General features: G+C 68.5%; 17 protein-coding genes. 9 read left to right on the top strand and 8 right to left on the bottom strand.

All coding sequences use genetic code 11. The features are described from left to right. Positions 1–101: 101 nt before the first annotated feature. The gene (locus HWD99_RS06420; protein ID WP_241795449.1) at positions 102–488 is read left to right on the top strand and encodes an RDD family protein; all 387 of its coding nucleotides are present in this window, start codon (positions 102–104) and stop codon (positions 486–488) included. Positions 489–494: 6 nt separating this feature from the next. Here HWD99_RS06420 and HWD99_RS06415 read toward each other — a convergent pair whose 3' ends face one another. Continuing rightward, a complete protein-coding gene (locus HWD99_RS06415; RefSeq protein ID WP_308220688.1) occupies positions 495–974 on the bottom strand; it encodes an ATP-dependent zinc protease in 480 nt (159 codons plus the stop codon). A gap of 25 nt (positions 975–999) precedes the next feature. On the opposite strand from HWD99_RS06415, the gene HWD99_RS06410 reads away from it, so the two are divergent. Further along, positions 1,000–2,187 carry a RimK family alpha-L-glutamate ligase gene (locus tag HWD99_RS06410; protein ID WP_241795382.1) on the top strand — a complete coding sequence of 396 codons (1,188 nt, stop codon included), beginning with the start codon at positions 1,000–1,002 and terminating at the stop codon, positions 2,185–2,187. A 62-nt stretch (positions 2,188–2,249) separates the two neighbouring features. On the opposite strand, the gene HWD99_RS06405 is transcribed toward HWD99_RS06410, so the two are convergent. Then, a complete protein-coding gene (locus HWD99_RS06405; protein WP_241795381.1) occupies positions 2,250–2,960 on the bottom strand; it encodes a DUF4191 family protein in 711 nt (236 codons plus the stop codon). A 162-nt stretch (positions 2,961–3,122) separates the two neighbouring features. Between HWD99_RS06405 and HWD99_RS06400 the strand changes: the two genes are divergently transcribed. Next, the gene (locus HWD99_RS06400) at positions 3,123–4,640 is read left to right on the top strand and encodes a hypothetical protein (RefSeq protein ID WP_241795380.1); all 1,518 of its coding nucleotides are present in this window, start codon (positions 3,123–3,125) and stop codon (positions 4,638–4,640) included. A gap of 8 nt (positions 4,641–4,648) precedes the next feature. Here HWD99_RS06400 and sucB read toward each other — a convergent pair whose 3' ends face one another. The 3 genes from sucB to HWD99_RS06385 all read right to left on the bottom strand — a co-directional run bounded on the left by sucB (position 4,649) and on the right by HWD99_RS06385 (position 9,328). Continuing rightward, positions 4,649–6,412 (bottom strand): 2-oxoglutarate dehydrogenase, E2 component, dihydrolipoamide succinyltransferase, encoded by a 1,764-nt coding sequence (gene sucB / locus HWD99_RS06395; protein ID WP_241795379.1) that lies wholly within the window; start codon positions 6,410–6,412, stop codon positions 4,649–4,651. A 67-nt stretch (positions 6,413–6,479) separates the two neighbouring features. Further along, entirely contained in the window at positions 6,480–7,853 is a 1,374-nt protein-coding gene (gene lpdA, locus HWD99_RS06390) for a dihydrolipoyl dehydrogenase (RefSeq protein ID WP_241795378.1), read from the bottom strand. A 2-nt stretch (positions 7,854–7,855) separates the two neighbouring features. After that, complete coding sequence (locus tag HWD99_RS06385) at positions 7,856–9,328, bottom strand: leucyl aminopeptidase (protein WP_241795377.1); 1,473 nt, start codon at positions 9,326–9,328, stop codon at positions 7,856–7,858. A 106-nt stretch (positions 9,329–9,434) separates the two neighbouring features. Between HWD99_RS06385 and HWD99_RS06380 the strand changes: the two genes are divergently transcribed. The 3 genes from HWD99_RS06380 to HWD99_RS06370 all read left to right on the top strand — a co-directional run bounded on the left by HWD99_RS06380 (position 9,435) and on the right by HWD99_RS06370 (position 12,488). Further along, on the top strand, positions 9,435–10,376 hold the full coding sequence (locus HWD99_RS06380) for a proteasome assembly chaperone family protein (protein WP_241795376.1): 942 nt from the start codon (positions 9,435–9,437) through the stop codon (positions 10,374–10,376). A 187-nt stretch (positions 10,377–10,563) separates the two neighbouring features. Next, on the top strand, positions 10,564–11,796 hold the full coding sequence (locus HWD99_RS06375; protein ID WP_241795375.1) for an RNA polymerase sigma factor: 1,233 nt from the start codon (positions 10,564–10,566) through the stop codon (positions 11,794–11,796). Beyond that, the gene (locus HWD99_RS06370; RefSeq protein WP_241795374.1) at positions 11,796–12,488 is read left to right on the top strand and encodes a coenzyme F420-0:L-glutamate ligase; all 693 of its coding nucleotides are present in this window, start codon (positions 11,796–11,798) and stop codon (positions 12,486–12,488) included. Before HWD99_RS06375 ends, HWD99_RS06370 begins: the two co-directional genes overlap by 1 nt. Positions 12,489–12,563: 75 nt before the next feature. Here HWD99_RS06370 and HWD99_RS06365 read toward each other — a convergent pair whose 3' ends face one another. Then, on the bottom strand, positions 12,564–13,580 hold the full coding sequence (locus HWD99_RS06365; RefSeq protein ID WP_241795373.1) for a sugar-transfer associated ATP-grasp domain-containing protein: 1,017 nt from the start codon (positions 13,578–13,580) through the stop codon (positions 12,564–12,566). Positions 13,581–13,696: 116 nt separating this feature from the next. Between HWD99_RS06365 and HWD99_RS06360 the strand changes: the two genes are divergently transcribed. After that, complete coding sequence (locus HWD99_RS06360; protein WP_241795372.1) at positions 13,697–14,365, top strand: alanine racemase C-terminal domain-containing protein; 669 nt, start codon at positions 13,697–13,699, stop codon at positions 14,363–14,365. Next, positions 14,362–15,402 (top strand): alanine racemase, encoded by a 1,041-nt coding sequence (locus HWD99_RS06355; RefSeq protein WP_241795371.1) that lies wholly within the window; start codon positions 14,362–14,364, stop codon positions 15,400–15,402. The genes HWD99_RS06360 and HWD99_RS06355 overlap by 4 nt, the downstream gene beginning before the upstream one ends. Before the next feature lie 129 nt (positions 15,403–15,531). On the opposite strand, the gene HWD99_RS06350 is transcribed toward HWD99_RS06355, so the two are convergent. Continuing rightward, complete coding sequence (locus tag HWD99_RS06350; RefSeq protein WP_042540282.1) at positions 15,532–15,744, bottom strand: hypothetical protein; 213 nt, start codon at positions 15,742–15,744, stop codon at positions 15,532–15,534. A gap of 182 nt (positions 15,745–15,926) precedes the next feature. On the opposite strand from HWD99_RS06350, the gene HWD99_RS06345 reads away from it, so the two are divergent. Then, on the top strand, positions 15,927–18,029 hold the full coding sequence (locus tag HWD99_RS06345; protein ID WP_374205452.1) for a type IIA DNA topoisomerase subunit B: 2,103 nt from the start codon (positions 15,927–15,929) through the stop codon (positions 18,027–18,029). Positions 18,030–18,032: 3 nt separating this feature from the next. On the opposite strand, the gene HWD99_RS06340 is transcribed toward HWD99_RS06345, so the two are convergent. Further along, on the bottom strand, positions 18,033–19,247 hold the full coding sequence (locus HWD99_RS06340; RefSeq protein ID WP_241795370.1) for a glycosyltransferase: 1,215 nt from the start codon (positions 19,245–19,247) through the stop codon (positions 18,033–18,035). Positions 19,248–19,277: the final 30 nt, after the last annotated feature.

Here is a 19,277-nt window from a genome sequence, read left to right as displayed (position 1 = left end):
GCGTTACCCCACGGTATCGACTTTGTTTCGGGGATGTTACGCGCCGGTAGGCTTGTCTCGTGACGGATGCCGCGAACACGTACCCCGGAGAACGACTCGGAATGCCGGAGGCGGGACCCGGAAGCATCGCCCGACCGGGACGCCGGATCGGCGCTCTCCTCATCGACTACACCGCGGCGACGATCATCGCGACCGGTTTCCTCGGTTTCGATCAGTTCGCGCTGCCCTCCGAGGCGGGGCTCACCCAGTTCGCCCCGCTCGCCGTGTTCGCCGCGCTGCAGATCCTGTTCATTCCCACGGCGGGCGGAAGCCCTGGCCACCGGATCCTCGGCATGCGAGTCGTCCGATTCTCCGGCGGCTGGGTCGGCCTCTGGCGACCGATCGTCAGGACCCTGCTGATCGTGGTGGTCATCCCCGCCGTCATCTGGGATGCGGATCAGCGCGGCCTGCACGACAAGGCCTCGGGCCTGGTGCTGATCCGCGCCTGAGCGGAGTCAGTCCTTCCCGCGGTTGCGCCGACGCGCCTCGCGCGGAGCGCGGCCGCCCACGAACGAGCGCGCCGGGTCGACGACGTATCCCTGACGCAGCGCCTCGCGCCCGATGAGCATCCGAAAGCCCATCTCGTCGCGGTTGCTCAGAGTCACCTCGGCGAGGACCTCGCGATCGTAGAGGCGGATGAGCAGCTCCACGACGTAGCGGCGCTGCGCATGGCCTGAGGAGCTCCGCACCTCGCGACGATCGTGCACGGGCGACTCGACCACGACCGAGTCCTCCTGGCTGTCCTGCCAGGGCTTGACCTGGAATCTCACCCACGACGCGCCGTCGCGCTCGAACTCGTGGATATCGAAAGCATGGAGCGAAGACGTGCGTGCTCCCGTGTCGATCTTGGCTTTGATCCAGTCGACGCCGAGATCGGGCAGGCTCACCCATTCTCGCCACCCGATAAGAGTGTTTGAATGGGATGACTTGCTCACCCGACCATCCTGGCAGGAAATCCCCGTGAAGATCGCAGTGCTCTCCCGTGCGCCGCAGGCGTACTCCACCCAACGACTGCGTGCGGCCGCGCTGCAGCGCGGTCACACCGTCAAGGTGCTGAACACGCTGCGTTTCGCGATCGATCTCACCGCGGACGAACCCGATCTGCACTACCGCGGGCGTCAGCTCAGCGACTACGACGCGATACTCCCGCGCATCGGCAACTCGATCACGTACTTCGGCACCGCTGTGGTGCGTCAGTTCGAGCAGATGGACGTCTACACGCCGAACACGGCGAACGGCATCTCCAGCGCGCGTGACAAGCTCCGCGCCAACCAGATCCTCTCCCGGCACAACATCGCGATGCCGCCCACGGCCTTCGTGCGCAACCGTGCCGATGTGCGCCCCGCGATCGAACGCGTCGGCGGCGCGCCCGTCGTCATCAAGCTGCTCGAGGGCACGCAGGGCATCGGCGTGATCCTCGCACCGCAGGTCAAGGTCGCCGAGGCGATCATCGAGACCCTGCACTCGACCAAGCAGAACGTGCTGATCCAGAAGTTCATCTCCGAGAGCCGAGGACGTGACATCCGGGCACTCGTCGTCGGCGACCGGGTGGTCGCCGCGATGCGTCGGTCGGCGGCGGGCGACGAGTTCCGCTCCAACGTGCACCGCGGCGGTTCGGTCGAGGCCATCGAGCTCGATCCGGTCTACGAGCGTGCCGCCGTGCGGTCCGCCCAGATCATGGGCCTGCGCGTCGCCGGCGTCGACATGCTCGAGGGTGAGGACGGCCCCCTCGTGATGGAGGTCAACTCCTCGCCGGGTCTGCAGGGAATCGAGACGGCGACGAAGCTCGACGTCGCCGGCGCGATCATCGACTACATCGCCGGTCAGGTGGCCTTCCCCGAGATCGATGTGCGTCAGCGCCTCACGGTCTCGACCGGCTACGGAGTCGCGGAGCTGATGGTGCACGGCGCCGTCGACCTCGTGGGCAAGACGCTGGGCGAGGCGGGTCTCTGGGAGCGCGACATCACCGTGCTGACTCTGCACCGCGGAGTCACCGTGATCCCGAACCCGCGCAAGCACGTCGTCCTCGAAGCCGACGACCGGCTGTTCTGCTTCGGAAAGCTCGACGAGATGCGCTCGATGATCCCCGAGCGCCGTCGGCGCCGTGCCAAGGTGCGTCGGCTCCCGCGTCAGCCCCTGTCCGAGTGAACGACGAAGCGCGGCCGCCCTCCGAGGAGAGCGGCCGCGCTTCGTGCGTCGGGAGGACCGGATCAGCGCGGGCGCTGAGCGCGGACCTTCGTCGGGTCGATGCCCTTCGGGATCGGAAGCGAGGAGATCGACTGCGACACCGATTCGATGCGACGGAGGACGGCGCCCATCGTGGCCTTGTCGATCGCCTTCGGGAGCTTCTTGATCGTCTTCGCCAGGTCGGCGATCGCCACGTCGTCCTCACCGTGTCCGACGTAGAGGACCGTGACCGGCACACCGTGGGCCACACGAGCGGCCTTGCTGCGCTCGTCGTTGACGAGACGGGTCAGACGGCCGCGAGCTCCCTCGCCCACGACGACAACGCCGCCGCGGCCGACCGTGCGATAGACCGCGTCCTGGGTCTTCGGGTTGATGCCGACAGGGGCATCGGTCGCCGACCAGTTCCGGCCGAGGCTGGTGCTCAGGACGTGCCCTGCCGCGCCGGGCCTGCCGTCGATCTTCTGGTACATCGCGGAGGTCGACAGGCGGGTCATCAGGAACATCGACCCGAGCACGCCGAGCATGAGTCCGGAGATGCCCCAGAGGATGAGAGTCCAGACCTGGAAGGGCGGGATGAGGTAGCCGACGATGAGGCCGACGAGCACGCCGAGCACCAGCAGGGCGATCTGAGCCCAGGGAAGCCACGGGTAGACCTCGCGGGTGAACCTGAAGAGGGACTTGATCTGGGAGAAGAACCCAGGACGCTTCTCGGGTGCGGACGTGCGGTTTGCCATGGTTCTAAGACTACCGATTGCCCGGGGTGTTCATGACGTCGTTCGCGTGAGGCGGATTCGGCGCACCGCAGCGCTTCTGCACGGACCGGGCGTCGCGGGGAATCGGTGCACATCGGGGGAGGATGCGCTCTCCGCGGCGTGTGCGGAGGGTGTGATGGATGGATGCACAGCGCGGACGCCGACCATGACACTGTCCTGCTCGTACCGGGAGCCCACAGGGTCATCCGGCTCCTCGATCCCCACGAGGGTCCCTACGCGGGCACGCTCGTCACCGATCGCGAGTCGGTGGCCGTATCGGTGGATGCTGACGCGCTCGGCGGATGGGCCGGGTGGGCGCACGCGGGTGACGAGCATGTCGCTGGTCCGGTCGACATCGTGCGTCGCGGGGTCGGTCACGATGTGCTGCTGCCCTGGTGCACCGAGAGGGTCTCCGTCTTCCTCGGTCGACGTGAGGCCGCCGCCGACGTGCTCTCGCCGGGCGAGACGAGCACCCTCGTCGGGAGTCTCCTGCGCGGCCTCGACGAGCTCGGGCGCTCAGCCTCGGGGACCGAAGCAGGGGAATGGTGGCTCTCCGACCACGGGCGTCCTCTCTTCGTCATCGGTGCCGGCGATGACGCGCGTGCGGCTGCCGCCAGGGTCGTCGACGGAGTGCGTCGAGGGGCCGTCGATCGCACCTCCGCACGGTTGCTGGCATCGATCCGAGACGGGCTGCAGAAGGACGTGCAGCGTCCTGGCGTGCCGTCCCGGCAGCTGCGGCTCTGGGAGGCCGAGCTGTATGCGATCGCGGCGCCGCGTCCACTGCGTCGGGACACGCACGCACCTGAGCGGGTCCGGAACATCGAGATGGTGCGGAGCCTGCGGGTGACGCCCCTCGAGACCCGACGCGAGGCGCGAGCCGCGGCACGCGACGGCGAGCCCCGGCATCTGTCAGGACTGCTCCCGACGATCGGAGCCGCCGCGCTCGCATCGCTGCGCGCAGTGGAGCGAGTGATCGCCGCGGGGCGTCTGCGGCTCACCGCCGCGAGGCGAGACGCTCGGGGACACGGCTCGGCGGCAGAGGAACCCGGTGCACGACGCGTGGACGCCGATGCGGCACCGTCGCGCCCGAGGCGTCGCCTCATCGTGGCGGGCGGGGCCGCCGCCGTGATCCTCGTGGGCGGCCTTCTCTGGCCGGGCGGCGCAACCGGTGGATCACCGGCGGCAGATGGTTCGGGCGAGAAGATCGATCCTGCCGTCGCCGCGGACACGACGGGGCAGGAGGACGCAGGCGGGGCTGCGACGGCCTCGCCATCCGAGCCTGCGGCGGCAGCGACGGGGACACCGGAGAGCTCGCCGGATCCGACGCCCGGGGGAGCCGGGCTCGGCGATCCGGTGGACGCGGCGACGGCTCTGCTCTCCCTGATCCGCGAGTGCGCGGACAGAGGCGACGATGCGTGCGTCGAGGCGGTGGTGCCGGGATCCTCCGCGGTACGCGACGTGACGTCGACGCAGACCGACGGCGGGAAGGAGCAGATCGCGCTCGTCGATGCCTACGGCGATGTCGCGGTGGTCCGGGTCTCCGGTGGCGAGAGCGGTGAGACGGACGCGCCGGCGGGGAGTGAGCGGATGCTCGTGCTCGTGCGCCTGGAAGACAAATGGCTGGTCCGCGACGCCTACGACGTCGCGGACCAGCCGAGATGATGCTGTTGTCAGGCTCCGAGCTGGGCGGCGAACTGTGCCGACTCGAGGCGCGCCTTGACGGCGCCGAGGAAGCGCGCAGCGTCGGCACCGTCGATGATGCGGTGGTCGTACGACAGAGCGAGGTACACGTACGAGCGGACCGCGATCGCGTCGCTGCCGCCGACCTTCACCAGACCCGGACGCTTCACGACCGTGCCGGTGCCGAGGATGGCGGACTGCGGCAGGAACACGACCGGCGTGTCGAACAGCGCGCCACGCGAACCGGTGTTGGTCAGCGTGAACGTGCCACCGGCGAGCTCGTCGGGCTTCAGCTTGTTGTCGCGCGTGCGCGCGGCGAGGTCTGCGATCTCGTGCGCGATCTCCGCGATGTTCTTCGATGCGGCGTCTCGCAGCACCGGCGTGAGGAGGCCACGCTCGGTGTCGACGGCGATCGAGAGGTTCTCGGTCGCCGGGTAGACGATCTGGTCACCGTCGACCGTGGAGTTCACGATCGGGAAGGCGCGCAGCGCCTCGGCGGCGGCCAGCGCGAAGAACGGCAGGAACGACAGCTTGTCGCCCGTCTTCTCGAGGAACGACGCCTTGACGCTGTCGCGGTACTCGGCCAGAGCGGTGACATCGACCTCGACCACCGTGGTGAGCTGTGCCGTCTGCTGCATCGACTCGACCGCGCGCTGTGCGAGGACCTTGCGCAGACGCGACATGGGCTGCGTGGTCCCGCGGAGAGGCGAGGTCTCGAGCGGAGCGGGTGCTGCAGGAGCGGCAGCGGGTGCCGATGCGCCCGCTTCGGCGGCCTTCAGCACGTCTTCCTTGCGGATACGTCCTCCGACGCCCGTGCCGGTGACGCTCGCGAGGTCGACGCCCTGCTGCGACGCCAGGCGACGAACGAGCGGGGTGACGTACAGGTTGTCGCTCTCGGTGGGAAGCGACAGCTTCTGCTCGGACTGAGCGGGCGCAGCTGGGGCCGGAGCGGCTGCGGGAGCTGCTGCCGGTGCCGGTGCAGCTGCGGGGGCGGGAGCCGCTGCCGGTGCCGGTGCTGCAGCCGGGGCGGGAGCTGCTGCCGGGGCGGGAGCCGGGGCTGCCGCCGGCGCCGGGGCTGCTGCGGGAGCTTCTTCTGCGGGAGCGGGAGCGGCGGCCGGAGCTGCTCCGGAGCCGACGCGGGCGAGCACGGCGCCGACGGCCACCGTCTCATCCTCGGCGGCGACGATCTCCTGGAGGACGCCGGCGACCGGCGACGGGATCTCGGTGTCGACCTTGTCGGTGGAGATCTCGAGGAGCGCCTCGTCGACCTCGACGTTGTCACCGACCTGCTTCAGCCACCGGGTGACGGTTCCCTCGGTCACGCTCTCGCCGAGCTCGGGGAGGACGATGTCCTTCGCGTCACCGGCGGGTGCGGCCTGCGGTGCCTCCGAGGCGGGTGCCTCCGCGGCAGGGGCCTCGGGCTCCGCGGCCGGAGCGGGTGCGGCCTGCTCGGCCGGAGCCGCCGGCTCCTCGGTCGAGGCTGCTGCGGGAGCATCCTCAGCCGGCGCCGCGGCGCTGCCGTCGCCGATGCGTGCGAGCAGAGCCCCGACCTCGACGGTCTCGTCCTCAGCGACCAGGATCTCCTCGATCACACCGGTCACGGGGGAGGGGATCTCGGTGTCGACCTTGTCGGTCGAGATCTCGAGCAGGCCCTCATCCGCCTGGACGGTGTCTCCCACCTGCTTGAGCCAGCGGGTGACCGTACCCTCTGTGACGCTCTCGCCGAGAGGGGGGAGGACGACGGATGTGCTCATGACTGAGTCTCCTTCAAGAAGTTAAATGACGCGTGACTAGCTTAGTGAACTGCGCACCGGTTGGTGTTCAGAGGGTGTGAAGGGGCTTTCCGGCGAGTGCCAGGAACGCTTCACCGAGCGCCTCGCTCTGTGTGGGGTGAGCGTGGATCAGAGGTGCGATGTCCTCCGGGTGCGCTTCCCACGCGACGGCCAGCTGGCCTTCGGTGATGAGTTCGCCGACGCGGTCGCCCAACAGGTGGACGCCGACGACCGGACCGTCTTTCAGACGCACGACCTTGACGAGCCCGCTCGTGCCGATGATCTCGCTCTTGCCGTTTCCGGCGAGGTTGTACTCGTACGCCACGACGGCGTCTGCACCGTGTTCGGCGATGGCTGCGTCCTCGGTCACGCCGACCGAGGCGACCTCGGGACTCGAATACGTCACCTTCGGGATCTGCACGTCGGGGATGTTCGCGGGGGAGAGGCCTGCGATGCGCTCGGCGACGGCGATGCCCTGCTGGAAACCGCGGTGAGCGAGCTGCAGCCCCGGGGTGATGTCGCCCACGGCCCAGACTCCGGGGACTCCGGTGCGCAGATCCTGATCGACGACCACGAACCCGCGGTCGAGGGCGACTCCTGCGTCCTCGAAGCCGAGGTCCGCCGTCACCGGGCCGCGCCCGACGGCGACGAGCAGGTAATCGGCGGTGAACTCCTTGCCGTCCTCGAGAGTGACGGTGACCGAGGTCTCCTCCTGGGTCGCGACCTGGAAGCGCGTGCCGAGCGAGTACTGGATGCCGCGGCGACGGAAAGCCCGCTCCAGTCCCTTGCTCATGGCGATGTCCTCGTTCGGCACCAGGTGGGGAAGAGCCTCGATGATCGTGACCTCGGCGCCGAACGAGCGCCAGACGCTGGCGAACTCGACGCCGATGACGCCACCGCCGAGAATCAGCACGCGCTCCGGGATCACATCCAGAGACAGGGCCTGCTCACTCGTGAGGATGCGACCGCCGATCTCGAGACCGGGGAGCGTGCGGCTGTACGAGCCCGTGGCGAGGATCACATCGGAGCCGACGTAGACGTCGTCGCCGACGCTGACGGACCGGTCGGCGTTGAGGCGGCCGGTGCCGGCCACCGTGGTGATGCCGCGCGCCTTCACAAGCCCTTCGAGACCCTTGAACTTCTTGGCGACGATGCCCTCGCGGTACGCGCGCACTCCGGCGGGATCGATGTGGTCGAGCGTGGCGGCGATTCCGACATGAGCCGCGTCGCGCACGTGATCGGCCACTTCGGCCGCGTGCAGAAGAGCCTTCGTGGGGATGCAGCCGCGGTGCAGGCAGGTGCCGCCGACCTTGTCCTTCTCGATGAGAGCGACGGACTTGCCGAGCTCGCTCGCACGCAGCGCGGCCGCGTAACCGCCGCTCCCGCCTCCCAGGACGACGATGTCGAAGGTGTGCGTTGTCATGGTCATGCCTCCTGGTGGGATGCGGTGGCGAACGCGATGATCGATCGGACCATCGCGCCCGTGGGGCCCTTGTCGGTGAAGCCGTACGGTGCACCGTTGTGCTCGCCCGAGCCCGCGATGTCGAGATGCACCCACGGGATGCGCGGTGCGTCCTTCTCGTCGGAGACGCGGCCGACGAACCGTCGCAGGAAGAGTCCGGCGTACGACGCACCACCCATGCGATCGCTCATGTTCGCGTTCTGCATGTCGGCGATGGGGGAGTCGAGCGAGTCCTCCATGTGCTCGGGCAGCGGCATGTGCCAGGCGAGCTCGTCTGCGGTCTTCGCGGCGGCGAGGAACTCCTCGACCGCTCCGTCGTCGCCGAAGACGCCGGTGTGTCGGTGGCCCAGGGCCATGACGATCGCACCGGTGAGTGTCGCGACATCGATGATCACGTCGGGGTTCTCGCGGCTCGCGGCCACGAGTCCGTCGGCCATGACGAGCCGACCCTCGGCGTCGGTGTTGGGGACTTCGACGGTGGTGCCGTCCAGCATCCTGATGACATCGCCCGGGCGCAGAGCTCGACCGGACGGCATGTTGTCGGTGATGCACAGCCACGCGGTGACGCGCACCGGAAGGTCGAGGGCGGCGATGGCGCGCAGAGCGGCGAGGCTTGTCGCCGCGCCCGCCATGTCGAACTTCATGCCGACCATCGACGCTGCGGGCTTGAGCGAGAGACCACCGGTGTCGAAGGTGATGCCCTTGCCGACCAGTGCGATGTGGCGCGTGGCGTTCTCGGGGGCGTAGTCGAGACGCACGAGACGCGGCGGACGATCGGATCCCTGGGCCACGCCGAGGATTCCTCCGAACCCCTGGTCGGCGAGCGTCTTCTCGTCGAGGATCTCCACCGTGACGTCCAGGCCCTCGACGCTGTCGGCGGCGCTCTGCGCCAGCTGAGCAGGGCTCTGCCACTCCGCCGGCACGAACACGAGGTCCTTGATGAGGGCGACGGCCTCACCGACGGCGACGGCGCGAGCTGCAGCGGACTCGTCGAGCTCGGCGTGCAGGATCACGGACGTCGCGCGGGTCTTTCCGGCATCCCGGCGGTATCCGTCGAAGCGGTAGCCGCCGAGCACGGCGCCCTCGGCAGCGGCGTCAGCGAACTGCTCGAGGCCTGGGGTCAGGCCGACCGATACGGTCTCGAAGCCCGTGAGGGTGCGAAGTGTGGCGCCGACCGCGTTGCGCACGGCGCGGGCGTCGGGTGCGCGCCCGACGCCGACCACGGCGAACGGAAGCTCGGTGACCTGCGGTGCGTAGACGCGGGTGAACGCGGACGCGGCGCCGGTGAAGCCGACGGCTGCGAGAGAAGCGGCGAGCCCGGGGTGATCGGACAGCGACTCCGCGGAGTCCGAGATGTCGGGGATGACGAGCACTGCGGCATCTGCAGCGCTTCCGGGAAACTGATCTGAGGTGCGCGAGAGCGCGGGAAGCGTCATGCCCTCCATCCTACGGATCAGCACCGGCATGATCGCGGAGCGGAGTGTTCGCTCTCAGCATGATGCCCGCAGCCCTCCCATCGGAACGTGCTCGTAGCATGGAGACATGCCCTTCTCCGGAGAGATCCATGAACGTGTCGCGAACGCGCCGGCGGTGCCGCGCGGGCTGCCGCTTGTCCTGCTCCTGACAGGCTTCACCGATGCGGGCAGCGCCGTCTCCGGCCTCATCGAGCATCTGCGCGAGACCACGTCCCCCCAGCCGATCGCGGTCTTCGACAACGACGTTCTGCTCGACTACCGCGCTCGACGGCCTGTGATCTCCTTCGACCAGGACCACCTCACCGAGTTCCGTCCGGCACGGCTCGAGCTCTCGCTCGCGACGGATGCACTCGGGCAGAAGTTCCTGCTGCTGGCCGGCTATGAGCCGGACTTCGCCTGGAACGAGTTCGCCCGCACGGTGCTCGAGCTCGCCGACGAGTTCGAGGTCTCGGGACTCAACTGGGTGCATTCGATCGCGATGCCCGTTCCGCACACCCGCCCCATCGGCACCACCGTGAGCGGCAACCGCCGCGAGCTCACGGTCGCCCACTCGGTCTGGCGCCCGCGCACCCAGGTGCCTGCCACGGCCGGTCACCTGCTCGAGTTCCGCTTCTCCGAGCGGGGAGACCGCGTGGTCGGGTTCGTGCTGCTGGTTCCGCACTACCTCGCCGAGACCGAGAACCCCGACGCGGTGATCACGGCCGCCGAACGGCTCATGGCCGCGACCGGTCTCGTGCTGATGCTCGACGAGGTCCGCGAGAGCCGAGAGGCGTACGTCAACCGCGTCGATGAGCAGGTCATCGGCAACGACGAGCTTCAGCAGATGGTCCACGGACTCGAGCGTCGCTACGACGCCTACATGGCCGGGCGCGACCCTGAGGACGGCTCGTTCGACGAGGGCGGCTTCAACGAACGCGACCTGCCCAGCGCGGATGAACTCGCTGCGGAGCTCGAGAGATATCTCGCCTCGCGTCCGAGCGGCGACGAGGACAAGCCCGGCAGGGGATGATCGGCGGGGCGCCGTCGGACGCCGTCGAGAGTCGAAGTCGGCCGGAATGCGCCTGCACCTCCACACGTGTGCGATACTAGGACTCTGACCCGTTGTCAATCGATCTTTTCGGAGATCTGACTTGACAAGGGTCTTACTAGTGTCCGAAAAGTCCCGGGGTCGCCAGCGGCCCCGTGAAAGGCGAAACGTGACTCCTGCCACGACAAAGAACACCCGGACGAAGAAGACCGCTGAAGCTCCGGAGGGCGAGGCGAAGGTCGAGGAGGTGGCTGAGAAGCCGGCCCCGAAGACCGCCGCGCAGCGTGCCGCTGCCAAGCGCGCCCCCGCGAAGAAGAAGAAGTCGGACGACATCGTCGAAGATGACGAGGCTCCCGTCGCAGAGGCGGCCGAGGAGGAGGACGAGGACTCGAAGCCCAAGTTCACCGAGCCGCTGCCCACCGGCGCCATCGTCATCTCGTCGAACGACGATGAGGACGTCCCGGTCTACTCGACCCAGATCACCGGCGCCACCGCCGACCCCGTCAAGGACTACCTCAAGCAGATCGGAAAGGTCGCGCTCCTCAACGCGGCCGAAGAGGTCGAGCTCGCGATGCGCATCGAGGCGGGACTGTTCGCCGAAGAGAAGCTCTCCGCGATGTCGGCCGCCGAGAAGACGAGCCAGCTCGGGCTCGACCTTCAGTGGGTCGCCCGCGACGGGCAGCGTGCGAAGAGCCACCTGCTCGGCGCCAACCTCCGTCTCGTCGTGTCTCTCGCGAAGCGCTACACGGGCCGTGGGATGCAGTTCCTCGACCTGATCCAGGAGGGCAACCTCGGTCTGATCCGTGCGGTCGAGAAGTTCGACTACACCAAGGGCTTCAAGTTCTCGACGTACGCCACCTGGTGGATCCGTCAGGCGATCACCCGCGCGATGGCCGACCAGGCCCGCACCATCCGCATCCCGGTGCACATGGTCGAGGTCATCAACAAGCTCGCACGTGTGCAGCGCCAGATGCTCCAGGACCTGGGCCGCGAGCCCACCCCGGAAGAGCTGAGCCGCGAGCTCGACATGACGCCGGAGAAGGTCGTCGAGGTGCAGAAGTACGGCCGTGAGCCGATCTCGCTGCACACCCCGCTCGGCGAGGACGGCGACAGCGAGTTCGGTGACCTCATCGAGGACACCGAGGCAGTCGTCCCCGCGGACGCTGTCGGGTTCACGATGCTGCAGCGCCAGCTCGAGCAGCTGCTCGACTCGCTGTCCGAGCGCGAAGCCGGTGTCATCCGCATGCGCTTCGGTCTCGGAGACGGGCAGCCGAAGACCCTCGACCAGATCGGCGACACCTTCGGTGTGACGCGTGAGCGCATCCGCCAGATCGAGTCGAAGACGATGGCCAAGCTCCGCCACCCGAGCCGCTCGCAGTCGCTGCGGGACTACCTCGAGTGATGCAGGCGAACGAAGGCAAGGCTCTCGAAGCGACCGTCGAGGGCAAGAGCTACGCGCGCATCCCGGTGAAGACGCGAGTCGTGATGCCGAACGACGATCTCGATGCCGTGATCACGGAGTACGCGAAGGATGCCGTGCAGCCGGGCGACCTGCTGTTCGTCACCGAGAAGATCGTGGCGATCACACAGGGGCGCTCGTACCGCCTCGACGAGATCACGCCGCGACCCCTCGCGCGCTTCCTCTCGCGGTATGTCGTGCGCACGTCCTACGGGATCGGCCTCGGCATGCCCGAGACCATGGAGATGGCGCTGCGGGAATGCGGCACGATCCGCATCCTGTTCGCCGCCGGAGTGTCGGTGATCACCAAGGCGTTCGGGCGACGCGGCGACTTCTACCGCATCGCGGGCGACAAGGCGCGCGCCATCGACGGTCCGACGAAGAACACGATCCCTCCGTACAACGAGGCCGTCGTCCTCGGACCGAAGAACCCTCGTGAGGTCGCTCTCCGCGTGCAGAAGCTCGTCGGTGCCGGCGTCGACGTGGCCGTCGTGGACATCAACGACATCGGCGGGAACATCCTCGGCTCGACGCTCGACAAGGCAGGGGAGCGCCGCCTCGTGCAGATCCTCGGCGACAACCCGCTCGGGCAGGCGACGCAGTCGACCCCGATGGGAATCGTCCGCGCGGTCTGATCCGCCGCAGCTCGACCACACGAAGAAGGCCCGGATGCTCAGCATCCGGGCCTTTCTCGTGTCCGCCGACGCGGCTCAGAAGCCGATGGCCGCCTGGTAGCGCGGCTTGTGCCCGGTGCGGATGCCCGTGACGCTGGGCTTGTTCTCGTACACACCGGCACCCCAGTTGCCCTCGACGAGCACGGGGCCCTCCGGCGTGACGACGATGTCCCACCCCACGTACTGCACCTGCGGCACGACCCTGGCGGCCTGATCGACGAACTTCTTCACCTCGTCGATCATCGGAAGCTGGAAGTCGGCGATCGGGAAGCCCGAATCCGGGTGCGTCACGTGGACGTGTCCATGCGAGTCGTACCCGGGCCCCACCGAGTGGCCGTTCTCGTCGAGCATCGTGTAGAAGCCGCCGAAGCTCATCTGGTCGCTCACCGCGCCACGGCCGAACTTCTGCGCCATCGCGAGGATGTGGGTCTTCTCGCCGTCGAAGAACGCTGTCACGCGGGTCGTGTTGACGGTTCCGGGGCAGACGGCAGCGAGGTCGGCATGCTGGCGGATGACCTCCTCGACGAGCACCTGGTTCTTGCGGAGCAGCTCGGCGTGGAACGCCGTCCAGTCGGTCACGTCGGCGGCGTGATAGCGGTGCACACCCGTGCCCGCCTGGCCGTGGGTCTCCTTGACGACGATCGTGCCCTGTCGTTCGGTGAAGTCACGGAGCTCGTCGGCGTTGCCCTCGACGATCATCATCCACTCGCGCTTGAGGAGGGCGTCGAAGCGCGCGTTGAACTCGGCCTTATCGTGGAACAGATGGCGGTAGTCGGGGTGATCATACTTCTGCGAGATCTCGTTCGAGACCGGGTGGGTCATGAAGGTGTCACGCTCCGCCTTGGTCAGGATCGCGAAGTCGTAGTCGATGTAGTCCTGGAAGCCGACGTTGTGGCGACCGGCGGACCACAGCATGTCCGCGACCACGATCGGGACGGCCTTGCCGTGCTGTGCAGAGGCCTCCTTGGCCCGCTCGACGACCGAGGCGACGTCGATGCGACGGGCGCGCGCGAGCAGATAGCGGACGCGGGGCACAGGGGAAAAGCGTGACATGGATCTCCAGGGTCGGGTACCCGACCAGTCTACGGGGGACGCTCAGGGCAACCTGGAAGGCCAGGGTTAGGCTGGAGCACGTGTGTGAGACGACTTCATCCTCCCGCCCGCGCGCGATGATCTCCCGATCGGCCCTCGCCTCCGCCGCGTCGGCCGCGGTCGCCGCAGGGGGGCGTCTGGCAGACCTCCGGCGTGACGCGTGGGGTCACGGTGTGCTCGCGGTCGCCCACGCCGTCACCGCGGCGGGCGCAGGCGCCGTGCTCGTGGACTCGGCCGCAGAGGCCGAGACGCTCGCGCTCGAGGGCATCGACGCGACCATCGACGGGACAGCGGACATCGACGCGCACCTTCTCTACGGCCTTCCTGACGGCGATGGTGTGCTCCGGACGCGTCCGGTGATGCGTCTCGCCGGACGGGTGCTCTCGACGAAGCCGCTCAAAGCCGGAGACGCGGTCTCCTACGGCTACACCCACCGTGCCTCCGACGCCACGACCGCCGCCCTCATCACCGGGGGATACGCGCAGGGGATCGTGCGCGCGCTCGGCAACGCGGCGCATGTCGAGGTCGACGGCCTCGACGTGCCCATCGTCGGGCGCGTCGCGATGGATGTCTGCGTGATCGACCTCGGCGCCCACGTCGTCCCGGTCGGCACCGAGGCCACCTACTTCGGCGGGACAGGCGCCGCAGCACCCGCGCTCGCGCGCTGGAGCGCGATCACGGGGCTCTCCGTCGCGGAGCTGATCACGGTGGCGGGCACGCACGCCGAGCGGGGGTGGGAGGCATGAGTCGTCCCGAGCTGCGGTTGCGCACCGATCTCCTCGTCGCGAACATCCGCGCCGTGCGCGAGCGCATCGCTCCCTCGGAGCTGATGATGGTGTTCAAGGACGACGCCTACGGGCATGGCCTGACGTGGGCGGTGGAGACGGCCCGCGACGTGGGGGTCGAGTGGTTCGGGTCGTACGACATCGCCAGCGGTGTCGAGATGCGGCGCCTGCTCGGCGCAGAGGGTCGCATCTTCGCGTGGGCGACCTCGACGGATGCCGAGATCGACGAGGCGCTGGCGCATCACATCGACCTCGGCGTCGGCACGGCCGAGTACCTGGAACGCGTGGTGACCCGTGCGAGGACGCTCGGTGCTCACGCGAGGGTGCACCTCAAGATCGACACGGGCCTGCACCGCAACGGTCTGCTGCCGGAGGAGTGGGAGGAGACCGTCCGGGTCGTCCGCGTCGCGGAGAGCGAGGGGCTCGTCAGCTTCGTCGGCATCTGGAGCCACCTCGCGGAGGCGAGCGACGCCGAAGACGACGACGCGCGCTCCGTGTTCCTCGATGCCGTGCGGGTGTCCGGCGAATCCGGAGGGACACCGGCGATGCTTCATCTCACCGCGTCGGCCGCGTCCTGGTGGCGCCCGGAGCTGCGAGGCTCTCTCTCCCGCATCGGAGCCTTCTGCTACGGAATCCGCTCTGCGGACGGTCCCGACCTCGACGGGATCGCACCCGTCGCCGAGCTGACGGCCACGGTGCTCGAGGTGCTCGACGATGACGTGGTGGTCGGGATCGGCTCGTTCGACGGGATCCCGTCGACGCTCGCCGGCGCCGACGTGGGGACGCCGGAGGGGCCGCGAGAGCTGCGTCGCGTGCACGAGACCTCGTCCGTCGTCGCCGGATGGGCGGGCGCCGCCGTCGGCGACACCGTCACGCTGTTCGGCGGGGGAGAGCACGGCGAGCAGAGTGCCACGAGCCTGGCCGAGCGCATCGACACGGTCGGCGAGGAGATCCTGACTCGGCTGACGCCCCGCGTGCGGCGCCGGATCGTCTCCTGACGTGCCGTGACGTGACGGTGCTGGCGGGGCATGGCGGAGCCACTGACGCCGTGACATGGCGAACTGCCTCGTGACACGAAAAACGGAGCCCGACCTGCGACGGACTCCGTTCTCGGCGAGACGCTGCGATCAGTCGATCAGGCGAGCGGTCTCGTCGTGCCAGCTGGTGGCGATGCTGCGGAGCTTCTCTTCGTACTTGCGTCCGTGGTGGGCGCAGAAGAGCAGTTCGGAGCCGTTGACCTCGGCCGCGATGTAGGCCTGAGCGCCGCACGAATCGCAACGATCCATGGCGGTCAGGCGGAACTCGACGGCGGAGGTCTCACGTTCGGTCGTTGCGTTCATCTCGGTGCCTCCTAAAGTGTCGGGTCCGCTGGTTGGGCGTGTTCAATACAACCACGGCATTCCTGTGTGCATGCCCGCTTTGCGGCGTGTTTCGCTCAGCGCGTACGGGATGTGGGCCGGGTGGGGCCCGGCGGGGAGTGTCTGCGCCGCTCCCGCGTGCTCCGCGAATAGACTCGGAGATTGTGACCGCCGAGTATTCCGCCCATCATCTCCAGGTGCTCGAAGGCCTCGAAGCCGTCCGCAAGCGCCCCGGTATGTACATCGGATCGAACGGCTCACCGGGTCTGATGCACTGCCTCTGGGAGGTCATCGATAACGCCGTCGACGAGGCCGTGGCCGGCAACGGATCGAAGATCGACGTGATCCTGCATTCCGACGGCAGCGTCGAGGTGCATGACAGAGGCCGCGGCATCCCTGTCGATGTCGAGCCGCGCACGGGACTCACCGGCGTCGAGGTCGTCTTCACCAAGCTGCATGCGGGTGGCAAGTTCGGCGGCGGTTCCTACGCCGCATCCGGTGGACTGCACGGTGTCGGCGCCTCGGTCGTCAACGCACTGTCGGAGCGTCTCGACGTCGAGGTCGACCGTGGCGGCAAGACGTACGCGATGTCCTTCCATCGCGGAGAGCCGGGCCTCTTCGCCGACAAGGGCGAGAAGCGACCGGATGCGCCGTTCACGCCGTTCGAGCAGAAGAGCGAGCTGCGTGTGATCCGCAAGGCGCCTCGCGGAGCCACCGGAACCCGCGTGCGCTACTGGGCCGACCGCCAGATCTTCACCAAAGATGCGGCGTTCCAGCTGAACGAACTCGAGACCCGCGCGCGCCAGACGGCGTTCCTCGTGCCCGGTCTCGAGATCGTCGTGAAGGATGCTCGCGCGGCGGGTCAGGGCGACGACGCCGGGCAGGTCGACGAGACCTCATATCACTACGAGGGCGGCATCTCGGAGTTCGTCGAGTACCTCGCGACCGACGCGCCGGTGACCGACACCTGGCGCATCCAGGGGGAGGGCACCTTCAAGGAGACCGTCCCCGTGCTGCAGGCGGACGGTCACATGGTGGCGACCGAGGTCGAGCGCGTCTGCGCCGTCGACATCGCGATGCGCTGGGGGACGGGCTACGACACCGTGACCCGCTCGTTCGTCAACATCATCTCCACTCCCAAGGGCGGCACGCACCAGCAGGGCTTCGAGCAGGAGCTGCTCAAGGTTCTGCGGGCCCAGGTCGAGCAGAACGCCCGTCGTCTCAAGGTCGGCAGCAACGACAAGGTCGAGAAGGACGATGTGCTGGCGGGTCTCACCGCCGTGCTCACCGTGAACGTGCCCGAGCCGCAGTTCGAGGGTCAGACCAAGGAGGTCCTCGGCACGCCCGCCGTGCGGCAGATCGTCGCGCAGGTGCTGCGCAAGGACCTGGCGGCGCGGTTCTCGTCGACGAAGCGCGACGACAAGAGTCAGGCCACGCAGCTCCTCGACAAGGTCGTCGCCGAGATGAAGGCGCGGGTCTCGGCTCGCGCCCACAAGGAGACCCAGCGCCGGAAGAACGCTCTCGAGTCGTCGACCCTGCCGACGAAGCTCGTCGACTGCCGCACGAACGATGTGGACCGCAGCGAGCTCTTCATCGTCGAGGGGGACTCGGCTCTCGGCACCGCCAAGAACGCGCGCAACAGCGAGTTCCAGGCGCTGCTGCCGATCCGCGGCAAGATCCTCAACGTGCAGAAGGCGTCGGTCGGCGACATGCTCTCCAACGCGGAGTGCGCCTCGATCATCCAGGTGATCGGCGCGGGGTCCGGACGCAGCTTCGACATCGACGCTGCACGCTACGGCAAGGTGATCCTGATGAGCGACGCCGACGTCGACGGCGCGCACATCCGCACACTGCTGCTCACGCTCTTCTACCGCTACATGCGACCGCTCATCGAGCACGGACGGGTGTTCGCCGCCGTGCCCCCGCTGCACCGCGTGATCGTCATGAACCCCGGCTCCAAGCCGAACGAGACGATCTACACGTACAGCGAGCAGGAGATGCACGCGCTTCTGGCCAAGCTGCGCAAGGCCGGCAAGAAGTGGCATGAGCCCATCCAGCGCTACAAGGGTCTCGGTGAGATGGATGCCGAGCAGCTCGCGAACACCACGATGGACCGCGGCGGACGTCTCCTGCGTCGTGTGCGCATGGAGGATGCCGAGGCGGCGGGGCGTGTCTTCGAACTGCTGATGGGCAATGAGGTCGCACCGCGGCGCGAGTTCATCATCGACTCGTCCGACCGCCTGTCGCGCGAGGCGATCGACGCCTGAGCGTCACTGCGGCGGCGTCAGCACCGAGCGGTAGACGTCGAGGAGCGCGTCGAGGTGGGTGCGCTGAGCGACACGGTCGCGATGCGCGATCGCGGCGGCGCTCATCGCCGTGATCCTGTCAGGAGCGTCACGCAGCTCTCGGAGCGTCTCGACGATCCCGTCGGCATCCGGGGTCCTCGTCACCAGCCCGCCGCCGTCCGGCAGCATCTCCGCCAGGTCGGGGTCCGTGACGACCACGGGGAGGCCCGCGGCGATGGCCTCGAGGATCACCATCGGCTGATTGTCGAAGTCGAGCGAACTCGACACCAGCACGTGCGCGTGTCGCATCCCCTGCAGCACTCGCGACTGCGGCACCGCTCCGTGCACGGTGAGTCTGTCGTGCGGCAGCGCAGCGGCCGCGGAGGAGACCCGGCTCCTCGCGACCCCGTCGCCGAACATCTCGGCGCGGATGCCCGCCAGCCGCCGAGCGGCGTCGACGAAGACCTCGGGCCGCTTCTCGGGTGAGAGCCGGCCGCACCACAGCACCCGGAGATCGTCATCCGCGCCGAGCACCCGGGCCGACGGCGACCCGACCTCGGCGAGCACCGTGTCCTCCAACCCGTTGGACAGCACGGTCAGCGGGGTCCGCACTCCCTGGTCGACGAGCTTCGTCGCGAAGTGCTTCGACGGCACGATGACATGATCGGCGTGATTCGCCTGGCTCACCATCAGCCGCCACATCCGTCTCGCCGTGCGCGTGCCGGCGTAGGGGGCGCTCGCATCGAGGTGCGCGTCGTGGCTCATGCGTCGTCGGTGCATCGCCGCGAGCATGATGGTCGTGACAGCCGGGAGCGGCAGCACCGAGCGCGTGTAGACGTCGATGCGCCCGTGCATGGTCTGCACGACCGGGATGCCCAGCTCACGCGCCGCCTCGAACCCCGCGAGTGCCGCGAACATCTCGGTGTGCACGTGGACGACCTCGATCGAGTGGCGGCGCAGACCGTCGTGCAGCGCCGACGCGGCGGCAGACGGTGTCCAGGTGAACGGATAGCCGTCCGGCGCGAAGCCCCGCGCCGTCGGCAGGCGCACGATGCGTGGATCGTCACTCGGCTCAGCCAAGGGAGCGAACACGACCACCTCGTGCCCGGCGCTCTCGAGCGCCTCTCGGTGCGCCTTGATCACGGTCTGCACGCCTCCCAGAGTCGGCAGGTAGTAGTCGGTGACCATGGCGATGCGCACCCGACCACAATAGGGCGGCTATCGTGAGGT

The organism is Microbacterium sp. C5A9 (genome assembly GCF_022627955.1).
Taxonomy (GTDB): domain Bacteria; phylum Actinomycetota; class Actinomycetes; order Actinomycetales; family Microbacteriaceae; genus Microbacterium.
The sequence above is the reverse complement of the archived record's forward strand: the minus strand, read 5'-3'. Positions and strand labels throughout refer to the sequence as shown.

What these genes read in the sequence shown, in the direction of transcription:
- HWD99_RS06365 (WP_241795373.1), bottom strand. Translation starts at nt 13,580, where the DNA reads ATGTCACGCTTTTCCCCTGTGCCCCGCGTCCGCTATCTGCTCGCGCGC.
- HWD99_RS06400 (WP_241795380.1), top strand. Translation starts at nt 3,123, where the DNA reads ATGCACAGCGCGGACGCCGACCATGACACTGTCCTGCTCGTACCGGGA.
- HWD99_RS06405 (WP_241795381.1), bottom strand. Translation starts at nt 2,960, where the DNA reads ATGGCAAACCGCACGTCCGCACCCGAGAAGCGTCCTGGGTTCTTCTCC.
- HWD99_RS06370 (WP_241795374.1), top strand. Translation starts at nt 11,796, where the DNA reads ATGCAGGCGAACGAAGGCAAGGCTCTCGAAGCGACCGTCGAGGGCAAG.
- HWD99_RS06355 (WP_241795371.1), top strand. Translation starts at nt 14,362, where the DNA reads ATGAGTCGTCCCGAGCTGCGGTTGCGCACCGATCTCCTCGTCGCGAAC.
- sucB (WP_241795379.1), bottom strand. Translation starts at nt 6,412, where the DNA reads ATGAGCACATCCGTCGTCCTCCCCCCTCTCGGCGAGAGCGTCACAGAG.
- HWD99_RS06385 (WP_241795377.1), bottom strand. Translation starts at nt 9,328, where the DNA reads ATGACGCTTCCCGCGCTCTCGCGCACCTCAGATCAGTTTCCCGGAAGC.
- HWD99_RS06380 (WP_241795376.1), top strand. Translation starts at nt 9,435, where the DNA reads ATGCCCTTCTCCGGAGAGATCCATGAACGTGTCGCGAACGCGCCGGCG.
- HWD99_RS06420 (WP_241795449.1), top strand. Translation starts at nt 102, where the DNA reads ATGCCGGAGGCGGGACCCGGAAGCATCGCCCGACCGGGACGCCGGATC.
- lpdA (WP_241795378.1), bottom strand. Translation starts at nt 7,853, where the DNA reads ATGACAACGCACACCTTCGACATCGTCGTCCTGGGAGGCGGGAGCGGC.
- HWD99_RS06350 (WP_042540282.1), bottom strand. Translation starts at nt 15,744, where the DNA reads ATGAACGCAACGACCGAACGTGAGACCTCCGCCGTCGAGTTCCGCCTG.
- HWD99_RS06360 (WP_241795372.1), top strand. Translation starts at nt 13,697, where the DNA reads ATGATCTCCCGATCGGCCCTCGCCTCCGCCGCGTCGGCCGCGGTCGCC.